Origin of the sequence: Brevundimonas sp. TWP2-3-4b1 (assembly GCF_049897665.1) — a bacterium.
Lineage (GTDB): Bacteria > Pseudomonadota > Alphaproteobacteria > Caulobacterales > Caulobacteraceae > Brevundimonas > Brevundimonas subvibrioides_B.
Map to the genome: position 1 here is coordinate 2,501 of NZ_JAFCWQ010000050.1, position 2,985 is coordinate 5,485.

Consider the following 2,985-nt stretch of genomic DNA (forward strand, 5'->3'; position numbering starts at 1 on the left):
GTGAAAGCCCCGTAGGCGTCAAATAGCAAGAGACTCGAGTAGGGCGGGACACGTGAAATCCTGTCTGAACATGGGGGGACCACCCTCCAAGCCTAAGTACTCCTCTACGACCGATAGTGAACAAGTACCGTGAGGGAAAGGTGAAAAGCACCCCGACAAGGGGAGTGAAACAGATCCTGAAATCGGAAGCCTACAAGCAGTCGGAGCCCCCAAGCGGGGTGACGGCGTACCTTTTGTATAATGGGTCAGCGACTTCATGTGTCGAGCAAGCTTAAGCCGTTAGGTGTAGGCGCAGCGAAAGCGAGTCTGAATAGGGCGCTAAGTTCGACGTATGACGACCCGAAACTAGGTGATCTATCCATGAGCAGGATGAAGGTAAGGTAACACTTACTGGAGGTCCGAACCCGTGAATGTTGAAAAATTCTGGGATGACTTGTGGATAGGGGTGAAAGGCCAATCAAACCTAGACATAGCTGGTTCTCCGCGAAATCTATTTAGGTAGAGCGTCCGACGAATTCCTCAGGGGGTAGAGCACTGGATGGTTGCGGGCTGCGCGAGTGGTACCAATACTAACCAAACTCCGAATACCTGAGAGAACTATCGGGCAGACACACGGCGGGTGCTAACGTCCGTCGTGAAAAGGGAAACAACCCTAACCATCATCTAAGGCCCCCAAGTCATGGCTAAGTGGGAAACGATGTGGGATTGCTTTGACAATCAGGAGGTTGGCTTAGAAGCAGCCATCCTTTAAAGAAAGCGTAACAGCTCACTGATCAAGCGATCCTGCGCGGAAAATGTAACGGGGCTCAAGCCATGCGCCGAAGATATGGGTTCGCGTAAGCGAGCGGTAGCGGAGCGTTCCGTAAGCCGGTGAAGGTCAGGCGTGAGCCTGGCTGGAGGTATCGGAAGTGAGAATGCTGACATGAGTAACGATAAGGAGTGTGAGAGACACTCCCGCCGAAAGACCAAGGGTTCCTGCGTAAAGCTAATCTGCGCAGGGTTAGTCGGCCCCTAAGGCGAGGCTGAAAAGCGTAGTCGATGGGAAGCAGGTAAATATTCCTGCACCAGCCAGAAGTGACGGATGGCGTAACTTGTCAGGGCTTACTGGATTGTCCTGGCAGGGAAGTTGTCCCTGGAAATAACTCTGGCAGAGACCGTACCCGAAACCGACACAGGTGGTCAGGTAGAGCATACCAAGGCGCTTGAGAGAACTGTGCTGAAGGAACTCGGCAAATTGCACGCGTAACTTCGGAATAAGCGTGACTCTGCTTAGGGCAACCTTTGCAGAGTGGCACAAGCCAGGGGGTAGCGACTGTTTAGCAAAAACACAGGGCTCTGCGAAGCAGCAATGCGACGTATAGGGTCTGACGCCTGCCCGGTGCCTGAAGGTTAAAGGGAGTTGTGAAAGCGACGAACTGAAGCCCAGGTAAACGGCGGCCGTAACTATAACGGTCCTAAGGTAGCGAAATTCCTTGTCGGGTAAGTTCCGACCTGCACGAATGGCGTAACGACTTCCCCACTGTCTCCAGCACAGGCTCAGTGAAATTGAATTCCCCGTGAAGATGCGGGGTTCCCGCGGTCAGACGGAAAGACCCTATGAACCTTTACTATAGCTTCGCCTTGGCGTTAGCGACCGTATGTGTAGGATAGGTGGGAGGCTATGAAACCGGGGCGCCAGCTCTGGTGGAGCCATCCTTGAAATACCACCCTTACTGTCGTTGACGTCTAACCGAGGACCGTTATCCGGTCCCGGGACATGGCGTGGTGGGTAGTTTGACTGGGGCGGTCGCCTCCTAAAGTGTAACGGAGGCGCGCGATGGTGGGCTCAGACCGGTCGGAAATCGGTCGTCGAGTGCAATGGCATAAGCCCGCCTGACTGCGAGACTGACAAGTCGAGCAGAGACGAAAGTCGGCCATAGTGATCCGGTGGTCCCGCGTGGAAGGGCCATCGCTCAACGGATAAAAGGTACTCTAGGGATAACAGGCTGATTTTGCCCAAGAGTCCATATCGACGGCAAAGTTTGGCACCTCGATGTCGGCTCATCACATCCTGGGGCTGGAGCAGGTCCCAAGGGTTCGGCTGTTCGCCGATTAAAGTGGTACGTGAGCTGGGTTCAGAACGTCGTGAGACAGTTTGGTCCCTATCTGCCGTGGGTGTTCGAAGCTTGAGAGGATCTGTCCCTAGTACGAGAGGACCGGGATGGACATACCTCTGGTGGACCTGTCATGACGCCAGTTGTGCAGCAGGGTAGCTAAGTATGGAATAGATAACCGCTGAAAGCATCTAAGCGGGAAACTAACCTCAAAACAAGGCTTCGCTGAGGATCGTGGAAGACTACCACGTTGATAGGCCAGGTGTGGAAGCGCGGCGACGCGTGAAGCTTACTGGTACTAATAATCCGATCGGCTTGATCGTTTCTCAGCAAAACTCATTCGATTTTTCGAATACGACAATGTCTTCTCGTCACAATCTACATATCCGCTTGGTTGACCTGGTGGTTATGTCGGAGGTTCCCCACCCGATCCCATCCCGAACTCGGTCGTTAAGCCCTCCAGAGCCAATGGTACTATGTCTCAAGGCATGGGAGAGTAGGTCGCCGCCGGGTCTACCAAGCGGATATGTGGATTGTGACGTCTGTTCCGGGCTGACGCGCTTTGCGCGACTTGAGCCCGGGTCTTCTCGAACTTCTTCCTTCACAACGCCGCTCTTGCCGCGGGATGGAGCAGCCCGGTAGCTCGTCAGGCTCATAACCTGAAGGTCGCAGGTTCAAATCCTGCTCCCGCACCCAAGATCTCAAAGCCCCGCCGGTTCGCCGCGGGGCTTTTTGCTGTCCGAACCGCCGCTCCGACGCCTCCGAAGCCTTAGCCACGCTCATCTCGCGCGCGGAAATCGCCCGGACGCAGGCCGTGACGCCGGAACTTGTCGTAGAGGGTCTTGCGGGGAATCCGCAGGGCGTCGGTCATGGCGACGATGTCGCCCGCGTG

1 tRNA gene and 2 rRNA genes (1 of these 3 running past the window's edge) are annotated in these 2,985 nt (G+C 55.1%); all 3 read left to right on the top strand.

Annotated elements, in window-relative coordinates:
- Nucleotides 1–2,416: ribosomal RNA gene (locus ACP7A5_RS17715) — 23S ribosomal RNA — on the top strand (it extends 367 nt beyond the left edge of the window).
- Between the two features lie 75 nt (nucleotides 2,417–2,491).
- Nucleotides 2,492–2,606, top strand: a 5S ribosomal RNA gene (rrf, locus tag ACP7A5_RS17720).
- Between the two features lie 106 nt (nucleotides 2,607–2,712).
- Nucleotides 2,713–2,789, top strand: a tRNA-Met gene (locus tag ACP7A5_RS17725).
- The last annotated feature ends 196 nt before the right edge of the window (nucleotides 2,790–2,985 follow it).